The sequence below is a fragment of the Bradyrhizobium barranii subsp. barranii genome (assembly GCF_017565645.3).
GTDB lineage: Bacteria > Pseudomonadota > Alphaproteobacteria > Rhizobiales > Xanthobacteraceae > Bradyrhizobium > Bradyrhizobium barranii.
The window spans coordinates 3,389,074-3,401,882 of record NZ_CP086136.1; the positions used below are offsets into that span (position 1 = coordinate 3,389,074).

Genomic DNA, 12,809 nt, shown 5'->3' on the forward strand with positions numbered 1-12,809 from the left:
CTGGGTGGTCCCGGCCGGCGAGCTTACTCTAACACCGGTTCCGCTCTTGGGACGCTGAAATTATTCGCAAATCTGCCGCCCGAGCGCTTGAGGTCGGCATGGGGCCGGAATACGACCATCACCGGTCCATGCCAAGCCCGGACAAACGCCGTCCTTCGGAATGGTTCCAGGTCGATCAAGGGGGGAATGATGATCACCGGCCTCGATCACGTCGTCGCCTTGGTGAGGGATATCGGTGCGGCCAAGGCGGCGTATCAGACGCTGCTCGGGCGCGCGCCGGCCTGGCAGAATTCCGGCGAGGGCGCCGACCGCGTGCTGTTCACGCTTGCGAACATGACGATCGAGCTGATGGCGCCGAGCGGCTGTAACGTTGCGGCGGACCGGATCCGCGCGCTGCTCGACGATCGCGAGGGCGTGCTCGCCAGCCTGTGCTTTCGTGTCGCAGACATGAGCAAGATGCACCGGCGGCTGGAGCGGGTAGCCTTGAGGCCGGATCCGGTCGCCGAGGTCGAAAGCAGCGACGTCGCGAGCGGCGCAGCCCTGCACTGGAAACGCACGCGTGCCGCAACCGAATTGACGCGCGGCGTGCGCATGTTCTTCCTCGAGCTCGCCGAGGAGCGGCCGCTGTCGGCTGCGACCGACATCGCGCCGATCGATGGGCTCGACCACGTCGTGGTCACCACCGAGGATACCGACCGCGCCGCCGCGCTCTATGGCGCGCGGCTCGGCCTTGATCTCGCACTGGACCGCTCGCACCAGGATTGGGGCCAGCTGATGTTCTTCCGCTGCGGCGACCTCATCGTCGAAGTGGTGCGCCGCCCCGTGGCGGGCGGGGATTCCCTGCATGATCGTCTCTGGGGCCTGAGCTGGCGGGTCGCCGACATCGACGCCACCCGCGCCCGCCTGCTCGCCGCCGGCCTCGACGTCACCGAGGTGCGCAACGGCCGCAAGCCGGGCACGCGGATCATGACGGTGCGGAACGGCACCTGCGGGATCCAGACTGTGCTGCTGGAGCGCTCGCCGAAGCCGGCGGAGTAGGCTCCGATCTCTCCACTCGTCATTGCGAGGAGCTCTTGCGACGAAGCAATCCAGAGTCTTTCCCCAGTGACAGTCTGGATTGCTTCGCTGCGCTCGCAATGACGAAACTATGCGGCGGGCCGCGCGCGTGATAAATGCGATCTGGACAAACACCCAGCGGGCACCCGGTTTGGCGAAAGCAACGGCAAAGCGAACTCTGAAATGGCAGCGCGACCCCGAGGGGATGCGGCTGCGCATTCTCGAAGCCGCCAAGCAGGAGTTTTCGGCGCACGGGCTCGCGGGCGCGCGTGTCGACCGCATCGCGGCGAAGGCCGGCGCCAACAAGCGCATGCTCTATTATCACGTCGGCAACAAGGACGAGCTCTATCTCGCGGTGCTCGAAGGCGCCTATGACAAGATCCGCAGCGAGGAGCGGGGGCTGGATCTCGAGCATCTCGATCCGCCCGAAGCGATACGGCGGCTGATCGAGTTCACCTGGAACTACTTCCTGCGCAACCCGGAATTCCTGTCGCTGCTCCAGACCGAGAACCTCGCGCGCGCAAAGCACCTCAAGCGCTCGACCAAGGTCAAGTCGATGCACTCGCCCTTCGTCGAGATGATCCGCACTGTGGTGCTGCGCGGCGTCGACAGCGGCGATTTCCAGGTCGCGGTCGATCCGGTGCAGCTCTACATCTCGATCGCGGGGCTCTGCTTCTTCTATCTCTCCAATTCGGCCACGTTGAGCGTGATCTTCGGCCGCGATCTGCTGGCCAAGGACGCCAAGGACGAGCGGCTTTCGCACATGGTCGGCCTCGTGCTGGCCGCGCTGACGGGGCGATCGACCGCGCTGTTCGAGATCGCCAAAGCGCCGAAGTCGCGCAGCGCGGTGGCGCAGACGGTTTAGTGCTCTTTTGTCGCTGGTCGTCGATCGGCCGCTGTTTCCAAGTTCTCCGCTGTCATCGCCCGACTTGTGAGCCTGTGGGCGGTCTCGTGCCCCGGACGCAGCGCAACACCCCTTAGCGGTGCGCTGCAGAGCCGGGGCCCATATATCCGCGGAGAACGGCGCCTCTGGGTCCCGGCTTTGTGCAGCAGCGCAAGGGCGCTGCAGTGCGTCCGGGACACGAGAGGAGGCCAGGAACCGGCACAAAACGTCACAGGGAAAGCTCTGGACAGTATTTATCCAACGAGTTAATTTCTCCCCCGAACGAAGAAGAATGCCGGGAGTGAGACGTGGCTGAAGTGAAGCCGCAGAGTGCGGTGTCCAAGATGCTGAATGCGGCCTGGGTCCGGCCGTTCCTGTTCCTGGTCTTCATCGTCGTCGCCTGGGATCTTGCGATCCGCCTGTTCAAGATCCCCGCCTATCAGATCCCGGCGCCGGGCGATGTTCTCGCTGTGCTGCGCACCGAATGGCCGGAACTGCTGCGCCAGTCCTGGCCGACCACCTATGCGACCGTCTGCGGCTTCCTGCTGTCGGCGCTGTTCGGCATCCCCGTCGCCATGCTGATCGCGGGCTCGAAGACGGTGGAGAGCTATGTCTATCCGCTGCTGGTGTTCTCGCAATCCGTGCCGAAGATCGCGATCGCGCCGCTGTTCGTAGTCTGGTTTGGCTTCGGCATCATTCCCAAAGTGATTTCGGCGTTCCTGCTCGGCTTCTTCCCGGTGGTGGTCTCCGCCGTGCAAGGCTTCAAGTCGGTCGATCCTGATATGGTCGACCTCGCCCGCGCCATGCAGGGCAGCCGGTTCCGGGTTTTCCTCGCGGTGAACCTGCCGCATGCGCTGCCGGCGATCTTCTCAGGCCTCAAAGTGTCGGTGACGCTGGCCGTGGTCGGCGCCGTCGTCGGCGAGTTCGTCGGCTCCAATTCCGGCATCGGCTACGTGATGCAGCGCTCGATCGGCACGTTCGATCTGCCGACGATGTTCGCAGCGCTGGTGATCCTGGCGCTGCTCGGCGTGATCCTGTTCTGGATCGTGGACCGGATCGAGAAGCTGGTCATTCCCTGGCATGTCAGCCAGCGCGAGGACGTGATTTTCGCCTCGTAACAAAAACTAAGGCAACGAACGGCCATCAGCGGCCGACGCAACAAGGGCAAGGGAGAGAAACGATGAAGCGGTGGATAGGAGCTGTCTCGGCTGCGCTGATGGTGTTTGCGGCGATGCCCGCGCAAGCAGCCGACAAGGTCGTGCTGATGCTGAACTGGTACGTCTATGGCGAGCACGCGCCGTTCTATTACGGCAAGGCCAAGGGCATCTATGCGGCTGAGGGCATCGACCTCGAGATCCAGGAAGGCCGCGGCTCGGCTGCGACCACGCAGGCCGTCGCCGCCAAGACCGCCGACTTCGGCTATGTCGACGTTCCCACCATGATGCGCGCCGCGATCAAGGGCGCGCCCGTCGTCGCGACCGGCGTGCTGCTCCAGACCAGCCCGATGTCGGCCATGGGCTTCGTCGACAAGAACATCAGGAAGCCTGAGGACATCAAGGGCAAGACGGTGGCGATCACACCGGCCGATTCCATGACCCAGATCTGGCCGCTGTTCCTGAAGAAGACCGGCCTGAAGGAGAGCGATTTCCAGACGGTCGCCGGCGACGGCCAGACCAAGCTCAACGCCGTCATCAACGGCCAGGCTGATCTGCTGCTCGGCTACGTCATGGACCAGTCGATGAAGATCAAGGACGCTACCGGAAAGGACGTGTTCCCGATCAAGTTCGCCGACTACGGCATCAACATGGTCTCCTCCGGCATCATCGCCAACGCCGACTATGTGAAGGCCAATGCCGACCTCGTCCGCCGCTTCATGTCGGCGACGACCAAGGCGGTTGAAGCCGCCGAGAAGGAGCCGAAGGCGGCTGCGCAATCGATCCTTGATGCCAACCCCAAGGGCGGCAAGATCGACACGTTGACGCAGGGCTTTGAGCTGACCATCCCGCTCTACCGGACCGCGGAGACCAAGAGCAAGCGGCCGTTCCAGGTCACCGACCAGAACATGACGGACTCCGTCAATCTGATGGTCGAATATGGCGGATTGGATGCCAAGGCCAAGGAGAACCCGAAGGCCTTCTACACCAACGATTATCTGCCGAAGAGCGGATCGTGAAGCAAGCCGCAGCCGTGAGCGAAACCGTGCAGCAGGCCGCGCATCTGAGACTGGTGAGCGACCGGGCTGCCGGCGATGCGTCGGGCATCAAACTGTCCGGCGTGTCGAAGACCTACCGGACGCGCGACGGCGACGTGCCGTCGCTGCGTCCGCTCGATTTCCACATCAACGACGGCGAGTTCTTCGTCGTGGTCGGCCCAAGCGGCTGCGGCAAGTCCACGCTGCTCAAACTGATCTCGGGGTTGCTGCCGCCGACATCAGGTGAGGTCCTGGTCGAGGGCGAGAAGGTCACGAAGCCGCACGGCAATGTCGGCATCGTCTTCCAGAACGCGCTGCTGCTGCCCTGGCGCAACATCCTCGCGAACGTGATGCTGCCGATCGACATGAAGCGGCTGCCGCGACAACACTATCTCGATCGCGCCAAGGCGCTGTTGAAGCTGGTCGGCCTCGAAGGTTTCGAGAAGAAGCTGCCCTGGCAGCTCTCGGGCGGCATGCAGCAGCGCGCCTCGATCTGCCGTGCGCTGGTGCACGATCCCAAGATCATGCTGATGGACGAGCCGTTCGGCGCGCTCGATGCGCTGACGCGCGAGCGCATGAATGTCGAGTTGATGCGGATCCAGCGCGAGACCAGGAAGACGGTGCTCCTGATCACGCATTCGATTCCCGAGGCCGTGTTCCTCGCCGACCGCGTGCTGGTCATGACCGAGCGTCCCGGTGCGATCGCTGCGATCTACGACGTGCCGCTGCCGCGCCCGCGGTCGCTCGATGTGATGGCCGATCCTGTCTTCACCGAGCTCGTGCAACGCATCCGCAAGCATTTTTTCTCGCAAGGTTCGCTGGATTAAAGTCATGGCGCCGCGCCTGAAGCTGCGAGACATCGCGTTCTTTGAACGTCCCGTGCATTTTGCGCGGCCGTTCCGCTTTGGCGCGATCACCATCAACGCGACGCCGCAGCTGTTCGTGCGGGTCGAGATCGAGGTCGAGGGCAGGGGGACGGTGGTCGGCGCCAGCGCCGAGTTGCTGGTGCCCAAATGGTTCGACAAGCGACCGGAGCTATCGCCGGCGCAGACGGTCGACGGCCTGCGCCGCTCGCTCGAGATCGCGCGCGGCCTTTATCTGGCGCGGACTGGATTTCTGACGGCGTTCGATCTGCATGCCTCGTGCATCGGCGCGCAGGTCGCGACTTGCGCGAAAAAGAATATTCCGGCGCTTGCGGCGGCTTATGGCCCCGCGGAAATCGACAAGGCGATCCTCGACGCACTGCTGCGTGCCATGGACACCAACTTCTTCGACGGGATGGCCGGCAACGTCGCGGGCATCGATGCGCGACTTTCTCCTGACCTGAAGGAAACGGATATCGCGCAGTTTCTCGCGGGCCGAGAGCCGCTGCCGCGCGTTGCCATCAGGCACACCGTGGGCCTCGACGATACCGTCGAAGGTGAGGGCGGTGTTGCCGATGCGCGCGAGAACGCCGGTGCTAATTACTTCAGGCTGAAGCTATCAGGGGATTTCGCGGCTGATGCAGCGCGGTTGACGCGTATTGGCAAGGAGCTCGATACGCTGCGGCGTGACTACAAGGTGACGCTTGACGCCAACGAGCAGTATGCCGATCTCTCGGCACTGCATGCGCTGACCGACCGGCTCGACCATGATGCCGCGTTGCGGTCGATCGCGTCACGGCTGCTCTATGTCGAACAGCCAATGCCGCGCGATATCACGCGGCAGTCGCCGCTCGGCTTGCTCGCCGCGCACGGCTTCATCATCGACGAGGCCGACGATTCCTACGACGCCTTCCCGGCGGCGCGGGCGCTCGGTTATTGCGGCATCTCCACGAAGTCCTGCAAGGGCCTCTATAAGTCCATCGTCAACGCGACGCGCGCGGCGAAATGGAGCGCGGGCGGCGCGCGGTTCTTCGTGACCGGCGAGGACCTGACCTGCCAGGCGGGCCTTGCCGTTCAGCAGGATCTCGCGCTCGGTGCCTTCATCGGCGTGACCCATGCCGAGCGCAACGGCCATCACTATGTCGACGGCTTCGGCGAGACGCCCGCCGCTGAAGCTGCGGCCTTCGCGGACGCGCATCCCGATCTCTATGCCGACGTCGGGCAGGGCGTCCGGCTCTCCATTCACAACGGCGATCTCCTGACGGGATCGCTCGCCACAACGGGCTTTGCGACGTCGGTCCATCCGGACTGGTCGGCGCTCACCCCGCTCGAACAGCCAAAATCACCTTGGGAGTAATTGGCATGACCACCCAACGCCTCGGCCTCATCATGAACGGCGTCACCGGCCGCATGGGGCTCAACCAGCATCTCATCCGTTCGATCGTCGCGATCCGCGAGCAGGGCGGCGTTCGGCTGAAGAACGGCGACCGCGTGATGCCCGATCCGATCCTGGTTGGCCGCAGCGCCGACAAGGTCGAAGCCCTCGCCAAGCGCTACAACATCACGCGCTGGACCACCGACCTCGATGCGGCGCTCGCCGACAATAACGACACCATGTTCTTCGACGCAGCGACCACGCAGGCCCGCCCCGGCCTGCTGACCCAGGCGATCAATGCCGGCAAGCACGTCTATTGCGAGAAGCCGATTGCGACGAATTTCGAGGAGGCGCTCGAGGTCGTCAAGCTCGCCAACGCAAAGGGCGTCAAGCATGGCACGGTGCAAGACAAGCTGTTTCTGCCCGGCCTGAAGAAGATCGCCTTCCTGCGTGACTCCGGCTTCTTCGGCCGCATCCTCTCGGTGCGCGGCGAATTCGGCTATTGGGTGTTCGAAGGCGGTTGGCAGGAGGCGCAGCGACCGTCCTGGAACTACCGCGACGAGGACGGCGGCGGCATCATCCTCGACATGGTCTGCCACTGGCGCTACGTGCTCGACAACCTGTTCGGCAACGTCCAGAGCGTGGTCTGCATCGGCAACACCGACATCCCCGAGCGTTTTGACGAGCAGGGCAAGAAGTACAAGGCGACCGCGGATGATTCCGCCTACGCGACCTTCCAGCTCGAGGGCGGCGTCATCGCCCACATCAACATGTCCTGGGTGACGCGCGTCTATCGCGACGACCTCGTCACCTTCCAGGTCGACGGCACACACGGCTCGGCGGTCGCAGGACTCACCGACTGCATGATCCAGACTCGGCAGGCAACGCCCCGGCCGGTGTGGAATCCCGACGAGAAGCGGCTGCACGATTTCTACGGCGATTGGCAGAAGCTGCCTGACAACGTCACCTACGACAACGGCTTCAAGGAGCAGTGGGAGATGTTCATCCGCCACGTCTACGAGGACGCGCCCTACAAGTTCACGCTGCTCGAAGGCGTCAAGGGCGTGCAGCTCGCCGAATGCGCGCTGAAGAGCTGGAAGGAGCGTCGCTGGATCGACGTCGCCCCGATCAAGGCCTGAGGAGGGACCCATGAACAAGCCCGTCCAGCCGATGTCGTCATTGTCGCTGAAGCTGCCGAAGGCGGATCGTTCGATCGAGACCTACCGGCTCGCGGCGTCGCGAACGTTCCCCGCGAAGCTCGAAGGACCTTTGAACCGCATCGCGTTCTCGGCCGTGCATACGGTCGTCGATCCCTTCGCGGACAACGATCCCTGGCTTTCGGCTACCGTCGACTGGGACAAGACCATCGCCTTCCGCGAGCACGTCTGGGACCTCGGCCTCGGCGTGGCCGAAGCCATGGACACCGCGCAGCGCGGGATGGGGCTGGACTGGCCGACCTCGCTGGAGCTGATCACACGCTCGGTCGCCGCCGCCAAGCGGCGCAACGCGCTGGTGTTCTCCGGCGCGGGCACGGATCATCTTGCGGTCGAGGACGCCAAGAGCCTTGACGATGTGATCCGCGCCTATGAGGAGCAGCTCTCGGCCGTCGAGAAGGTCAGCGGCCGCATCATCCTGATGGCGTCGCGCGCTCTCGCAAAACTCGGCCGCAGCGCCGACGATTACGCCAAGGTCTATAACCGCGTGCTGTCGCAGGTCCGCGAGCCCGTGATCATCCACTGGCTCGGCGATATGTTCGATCCCGCTCTGGCCGGATATTGGGGCACCAAGGACCTCGACAAGGCGATGGACGTTGCGGTGGCCATCATTAACAACAACGCCGCCAAGGTCGATGGCGTCAAGGTCTCACTGCTCGACAAGCAGCGCGAGATCGACATGCGCCGCCGCCTCGACAAGCGCATCAAGATGTATACCGGCGATGACTTCAATTACGCGGAGCTGATCGCCGGCGATAGCCAAGGCTTTTCGCACGCACTGCTCGGTATCTTCGATGCCATCGCGCCTGCAGCGTCCTACGCGCTGTCGCGGCTCGCGGCAGGCGACGAGGCCGGCTTCCACGACGTGCTGGGCCCGACGGTGCCGCTGTCGCGCCACATCTTCAAGGCGCCGACGCGCTTCTACAAGACCGGCGTCGTCTTCATGGCGTATCTCAATGGCCACCAGGATCATTTCACCATGGTCGGGGGACAGGAGAGCGCGCGCTCGATGCTGCATCTGGCCGAGCTGTTCCGGTTGGCCGATCAGGCCGGCCTGCTCGCCAATCCGGAACTGGCGACACGGCGGATGAAGACCGTGCTGGCCTCGCACGGACTGGAAGACTGATGCGCGATTTCTCGTCCGACCATCGCTGGCTGTCACTCAACACGGCGACGGTCCGCAAGCAGGCTGACCTCGTCGAGATCATCGAGGCCTGTGCGAAGCATGGCATCCGCGCCATCGACCCCTGGCGCGATCAGGTCGCTGCCGTCGGTCTCGACCGCGCCGCACGCGCGGTGCGCGACGCCGGCCTCGAGCTGTCGGGCTATTGCCGCGGCGGCATGTTCACCTCGGACGCATCGCGCCGGGGGGAAGTGCGCGACGACAATCGCCGCTGCGTGGATGAGGCCAAGGCGCTGGGCGCGCCCTGCATCGTTCTCGTCGTTGGCGGTCTGCCGCAATATTCGCGGCCGGGCAGTGAGGCGTCCAAGGACATCGTCGCCGCGCGCGATCAGGTCGAGGAGGCTCTCGCCGAGATGCTCGACTATGCCAGACAGGCAAAGCTGCCGCTGGCGATCGAGCCCTTGCATCCGGCCTATGCCGCTGACCGTGCCTGCGTGAACACGACGAAACAGGCGCTCGACATCTGCGAGCGGCTCGACCCCGGCCGCAGCGGCATGCTCGGCGTCGCGCTTGACGTCTATCACATCTGGTGGGATCCGGAGCTGATGGCCCAGATCGCGCGCGCCGGCCGAGACCGCCTGCTCGCGTTCCATGTCTGCGACTGGCTGGTGCCGACCAGGGACATCCTCAACGACCGCGGCATGATGGGCGACGGCGTGATCGACATCAAATCGGCGCGCGCCGCTGTCGAAGCGCAAGGCTATGCCGGTTATTCGGAGATCGAGATCTTCTCCAACGACTGGTGGGGCAAACCGATGGACGAGGTGCTGCGCGCCTGCATCGAGCGGCACAGGACGGTGGTGTAGTTCCCACCAGCGCCGTCCTTACGGGCGCGCGACCTGTTGCAGCGTGTTGAAGCGCGTCTTCCGCTTGACGGCACCGAAGCGGCGGGCTCGAGCGCTTCAGCGAGCCGGTTGGAGTACCACCAACGAGAGGTGGACAGCCGTCAGCTTTCAGGCAGAATGATATCATCCCGATGCCGCAGCCTCGCCACGGTCTGCGCCAGATCGGATGCGGTAATGAGTGGCATCAACGATCGGCAGGCACGGCGGATGTACCCACGCCTGATGATCTTGGATGGCCCCGACGTGCAATCGTCGGGGCCATTGTTGTGATCGGCGGGGCAACGCTAGCGACTTTTGCCGGAGGCCCCGGCGTGTTCCAGCCCCAGGCCAGTTCTATTACGGCGATAAGGAAAGACCGCCCGAAGGCGGTCTTGCAGTCCAATGTGCCGGGCCAAAATAGTTTCGGGATCAAACCTTGTCCGGCCCGGTCTAATCGCCAGCTAACCACTATCCCGGGAAGGCCGCTGACAATTAAGATTTCAGTCCTGAAATGGAATGCACCCGCGACGTGGGAACCCGTCGTCCGACGCGAGCCTTGTTGCGCGCCTAGGTACAGCGCTGGCCGAAGGTGCCGCGGCGCTGAGAGCTCGACTAGCTCTCAGGGCTGGAGCTGCTTACGTCGGTGAAAAGTCAGACGATTGCGCTATCATCGATTGACCGTCAAACACCGGACTATCACTCGGCAATTCAATCTGCGAAATTGTGACAACATAAATGCGCTTGTAAACAAGCTGGCGCGAAGGGAGGTTCGCAGTGGAGGCAGTGGAGAGAGTGCAGCGCTTGCGTGCGATGGGTTCGCTGTGCCGCCAACAGGCCGCGTACAACAGCATGAACAAATGGAAGCTGCTCGCAGAAGCAGAATACTGGGACCACCTGGCCGATCTTGAGTTGTCTGCTCACTCCCAGCAATGCAGCGCCATCAGCTCGGATGAGAAAGAGCGGCCTCAAGCGATCCCAACCGCGAATGACGCTGGACCGAAGACGATTTCCGTCGCGTGAGGTCAAGACGAGGCGGTGTTTGCATTCCGTGCCACCGCACTTCTCGCACAGAGAAGCGGCCCGGACACGCATGTTCTGGTCGAACCGTGGAGCAGGGCGATGATGGCACCCCGCGTCGCTCGGCCGCTGCTCGAATTGCAACGAGAGAATGCGACGCTGCCGTCACGGGCCTGCGAGCTGTTGCAGCGTGTTGAAGCGCGCCTTCTGCTCGCTGCTCAGCGTGGCATAGAACTCGTCCAGGGCGGGCTCGACCAGCTTGGCGGCCTGAAGCATGGCTTCGAGCCGGTGCTGCATCGCCTCCAGTCGTCCAACCGGCGTCAGCGGTACATCGTTCGGACAGGCCGCCTGTAGGCCCTCAACGCCCTTCGCCGTCGCTTCGCTGAGGCGGTCGAGCGCTTCCTTCTGCTTGCCCGCGGGGTGGAGCACAGCCTCGATCCTCTGGATCGGCAACTGGGTCAGGCCGGACTTCGGATCACCGCAGCCTTCGGGACTGGCTTCCTGGGCACTGGCTTCCTGCTGCCGAGGCGAGCGGTCGCCGATGTTGGGGCCGAGCGCGTTGAAGCGGGCCTGCTGCTCGTCACTGAGCGAGTTGTAAAAAGTCTCCAGTGCCGGTCGCACGATCTTGACCGCATCCAGTGTCGCGCTGACGCGGTTCATCATCGCCCGCAAGCGGCCAAGCGGCGTCAGTGCATAAGTCTCCGCACAGGAGTCCTTGAACACACCGGCGGCGTTGGCCGCCGCGGTCTTCAACGCGTCGAGCAGCGCGCGTTGCTCCGCCGTCGGCCGCACCGCCCGCGTGATATCGTCAAGCGGCCAAGCGGTGACGCCCTTGTCCGGCGTGCCGCACAATTGCTGCAGCGTTTGCGGGCTCACGCTGGCGCGCTGGCGCGCGCGGGTGCCGCCGCCGGCTTGCGGATAGTCATTCGGGTTGGTGCTGGCATAGGCGGAATAGGGGCTGTCATCGCCCCAGAACACGGTGTCGACGAAGTCGTCATACGCGTACGCCCAATAGCCGGGCTCGTAGGCATAGGACCAGAACGTGTAGTCAAAAATGTCGGAATAGGCGTAAGGCCAGAACACGGGCCCAAGCCATGCCACGAACACCGCGGGATGGCGGTGTCGCCAGGCCTTCCGGGGAGCCCAGCCGCTGTGGCGGGTGACGAGGGCCGCCTGGGTTTGCGCAGTCGCCCGCTCGCGGAAGTGCGCGGCAAACCGCCCGCGCGCGGCGGCCGCCGCTGCGGCTGTTGCAGCGGGGGCCTGCAGCCCCAGCCTCTGCTGGCGCGCCAGATCGCTTTGCTGCGCCCGTTGCTCATGCTGCAGCAGACGGTTCTGCGCCGTCAGTGCGCGTTCTTGTGCGCGTTGCGCGCGTGCGCCGTCCGGCTTTTGCGACTGCAACGTCTGAACACGCTGCTGGAGGCGATCGATGCGGGTCTGGCGCTCCGCGGTCTGGCGCGACAGCATCTCGCGCTGTCGCTGCTCGACGTGCTGCTCACGCTGTTGTACGCGTTGCTCGCGCTCCAGCAGCCTATTTTGCGACTGCAGCAACCGCTGTTGCTCGCGTTGCGCTCTCGCGCCTTCCGGCTTTTGCGACTGCAATGTCTGCACACGCTGTTGCAAGTGGTCGATGCGGCCCTGGCGTTCCGAGGCTTGGCGCGACAGCGTCTCGCGCGGCCGTTCCGGCCGCTCGCTCACGGCCGGCGGCGCGCTGGGGTGTGAGGGGGCGGCAATATGCGGCGTCGGCGGCGGTGCCATCGCCGGACGTTGCGGAGCTGCCGGAGCGCGGTGGAATTCAGGTCGCGGTGCCGCCACGTGCGGGGCAGCTCGCGGTGGCGGTGCAGCGAAGTGCGGGGCCGGGCGCAGTGGCGGTGAGGCCATGCGAGGCGCCGGATTCGGCGCCATGGCCGGTCGCTGCGGCATGGCCGGAGGATGAAATGCCGGCGCAGCGGGACGCGCCATCGCAGGTGGTGCCGCCGGTCGGGCCATCGCAGGCGGCGCTGCCGGTCGGGCAGCCGCTCCCGGCGGCCCACCCCGGCCATGATGGTCCTGGGCGGACGCACCGACGCTCGCCGTGAGCATCGACACACCGACCAAAAACGCCGAAAGGCACACGGCACGCGGAAGCATGATCGCAACTCCACGCTCGTCCCAGTCGCCCGGAACCGTTCAACGCGCAGGTGGCGAAATCGTTCGTTGTTGACTG

At 64.6% G+C, this 12,809-nt stretch carries 12 protein-coding genes; 11 read left to right on the plus strand and 1 reads right to left on the minus strand.

The window, feature by feature from the left end:
* Positions 1-189 precede the first annotated feature (189 nt).
* The 10 genes from J4G43_RS16250 to J4G43_RS16295 all read left to right on the plus strand — a co-directional run bounded on the left by J4G43_RS16250 (position 190) and on the right by J4G43_RS16295 (position 10,609).
* The gene (locus J4G43_RS16250) at positions 190-1,038 is read left to right on the plus strand and encodes a VOC family protein (protein ID WP_208089337.1); all 849 of its coding nucleotides are present in this window, start codon (positions 190-192) and stop codon (positions 1,036-1,038) included.
* 223 nt (positions 1,039-1,261) lie between these two features.
* Positions 1,262-1,921, plus strand: a complete 660-nt coding sequence (locus J4G43_RS16255; protein ID WP_028157074.1) for a TetR/AcrR family transcriptional regulator — start codon at positions 1,262-1,264, stop codon at positions 1,919-1,921.
* 326 nt (positions 1,922-2,247) lie between these two features.
* Positions 2,248-3,057: an ABC transporter permease gene (locus J4G43_RS16260; RefSeq protein ID WP_208085579.1), complete on the plus strand. Its 810-nt coding sequence runs from the start codon at positions 2,248-2,250 to the stop codon at positions 3,055-3,057.
* A 62-nt stretch (positions 3,058-3,119) separates the two neighbouring features.
* Complete coding sequence (locus J4G43_RS16265) at positions 3,120-4,112, plus strand: ABC transporter substrate-binding protein (RefSeq protein ID WP_208085586.1); 993 nt, start codon at positions 3,120-3,122, stop codon at positions 4,110-4,112.
* Entirely contained in the window at positions 4,109-4,957 is an 849-nt protein-coding gene (locus tag J4G43_RS16270) for an ABC transporter ATP-binding protein (RefSeq protein ID WP_166099344.1), read from the plus strand. The genes J4G43_RS16265 and J4G43_RS16270 overlap by 4 nt, the downstream gene beginning before the upstream one ends.
* Before the next feature lie 4 nt (positions 4,958-4,961).
* Positions 4,962-6,350 (plus strand): enolase-like domain-containing protein, encoded by a 1,389-nt coding sequence (locus tag J4G43_RS16275; RefSeq protein WP_208085588.1) that lies wholly within the window; start codon positions 4,962-4,964, stop codon positions 6,348-6,350.
* A 5-nt stretch (positions 6,351-6,355) separates the two neighbouring features.
* Positions 6,356-7,507, plus strand: a complete 1,152-nt coding sequence (locus J4G43_RS16280; RefSeq protein WP_208085589.1) for a Gfo/Idh/MocA family protein — start codon at positions 6,356-6,358, stop codon at positions 7,505-7,507.
* 10 nt (positions 7,508-7,517) lie between these two features.
* Positions 7,518-8,708, plus strand: coding sequence for a dihydrodipicolinate synthase family protein (locus J4G43_RS16285; protein WP_208085591.1), 1,191 nt, complete (start codon positions 7,518-7,520; stop codon positions 8,706-8,708).
* The gene (locus J4G43_RS16290) at positions 8,708-9,571 is read left to right on the plus strand and encodes a sugar phosphate isomerase/epimerase family protein (RefSeq protein WP_208085598.1); all 864 of its coding nucleotides are present in this window, start codon (positions 8,708-8,710) and stop codon (positions 9,569-9,571) included. Before J4G43_RS16285 ends, J4G43_RS16290 begins: the two co-directional genes overlap by 1 nt.
* Positions 9,572-10,381: 810 nt before the next feature.
* The gene (locus J4G43_RS16295) at positions 10,382-10,609 is read left to right on the plus strand and encodes a hypothetical protein (protein WP_321576331.1); all 228 of its coding nucleotides are present in this window, start codon (positions 10,382-10,384) and stop codon (positions 10,607-10,609) included.
* Positions 10,610-10,771: 162 nt separating this feature from the next.
* On the opposite strand, the gene J4G43_RS16300 is transcribed toward J4G43_RS16295, so the two are convergent.
* Positions 10,772-12,361, minus strand: coding sequence for a Spy/CpxP family protein refolding chaperone (locus tag J4G43_RS16300; protein ID WP_208085603.1), 1,590 nt, complete (start codon positions 12,359-12,361; stop codon positions 10,772-10,774).
* Here J4G43_RS16300 and J4G43_RS16305 point away from each other — a divergent pair.
* Positions 12,355-12,681: a hypothetical protein gene (locus J4G43_RS16305; protein ID WP_225004929.1), complete on the plus strand. Its 327-nt coding sequence runs from the start codon at positions 12,355-12,357 to the stop codon at positions 12,679-12,681. The two genes, J4G43_RS16300 and J4G43_RS16305, sit on opposite strands and share 7 nt — an antisense overlap.
* The last annotated feature ends 128 nt before the right edge of the window (positions 12,682-12,809 follow it).

Excerpts from the sequence above, each read along its gene's own strand:
- J4G43_RS16265 (WP_208085586.1), top strand. The coding sequence starts at position 3,120 with ATGAAGCGGTGGATAGGAGCTGTCTCGGCTGCGCTGATGGTGTTTGCG.
- J4G43_RS16275 (WP_208085588.1), top strand. The coding sequence starts at position 4,962 with ATGGCGCCGCGCCTGAAGCTGCGAGACATCGCGTTCTTTGAACGTCCC.
- J4G43_RS16255 (WP_028157074.1), top strand. The coding sequence starts at position 1,262 with ATGCGGCTGCGCATTCTCGAAGCCGCCAAGCAGGAGTTTTCGGCGCAC.
- J4G43_RS16250 (WP_208089337.1), top strand. The coding sequence starts at position 190 with ATGATCACCGGCCTCGATCACGTCGTCGCCTTGGTGAGGGATATCGGT.
- J4G43_RS16300 (WP_208085603.1), bottom strand. The coding sequence starts at position 12,361 with ATGGCACCGCCGCCGACGCCGCATATTGCCGCCCCCTCACACCCCAGC.
- J4G43_RS16280 (WP_208085589.1), top strand. The coding sequence starts at position 6,356 with ATGACCACCCAACGCCTCGGCCTCATCATGAACGGCGTCACCGGCCGC.
- J4G43_RS16290 (WP_208085598.1), top strand. The coding sequence starts at position 8,708 with ATGCGCGATTTCTCGTCCGACCATCGCTGGCTGTCACTCAACACGGCG.
- J4G43_RS16285 (WP_208085591.1), top strand. The coding sequence starts at position 7,518 with ATGAACAAGCCCGTCCAGCCGATGTCGTCATTGTCGCTGAAGCTGCCG.